The sequence below is a fragment of the Mesorhizobium sp. P3_A9 genome (genome assembly GCF_056402975.1).
In genome coordinates, this window is record NZ_JBFUGJ010000784.1 from 1 (window position 1) to 663 (window position 663).

Consider the following 663-nt stretch of genomic DNA (forward strand, 5'->3'; position numbering starts at 1 on the left):
GGCGCAATAGGGATGGCCGAGACGCACCGACACAGGTGAGAGCGCGATAAGGCGCCCGGCCTCCAGATCGGCACGCGCCATGACCCGCTGGCCGAGCGCTATGCCGAGACCCAGCCTTGCCGCTGATATCGCCAGGCTGGACAGGCCGACACGCCGCCCATGCGAAGGATCGGGTGAACGGCTGCTGCCCGAGGCCGCGAACCAGTCGGCCCAGCTCGGATGCGTGGCGTAGTTCGGGCCCCAGTTGGTGTGGATGAACAGGCTCTCGTGCAGGTCCGCCAGGCCGGACGCGTCGCCGCCATGCCGGCGCCAGAACTCCGGCGAACACACCGGCAGGACATCGTCATGGACGTGACGGACGAGTTTCAAGCCAGGATAGTGATAGTCGCCATAGGAGATGCGCAGATCGATGTTCTGGCGCGCAATGTCGACCGGGTCATCCTCGACGCGGACGTCGATCGCCATGTGCGGAAAGGCTTCGAGCAGCACGGCCAGTCTTGGCGCCAGCCACAGTTCGGCCAGCGAAAACGGCACGCTGACGACAAGGCGCGTTCTCAAAGTCCCTTCCAGCATGCGCTGGCCGATCGCCGCGATGTCGCCCAAAGCACGCGCCGTCTGCGGGTAGATCGCGTGGCCGGCATCGGTCAGCGCGATGCGGTTGCC

General features: G+C 66.4%; 1 protein-coding gene. It reads right to left on the reverse strand.

All coding sequences use genetic code 11. The annotated features are described in order from the left end of the window. A partial coding sequence (locus AC1DX0_RS36730; RefSeq protein ID WP_477359537.1) for a LysR substrate-binding domain-containing protein occupies positions 1-663 on the reverse strand: 663 nt, incomplete at both ends.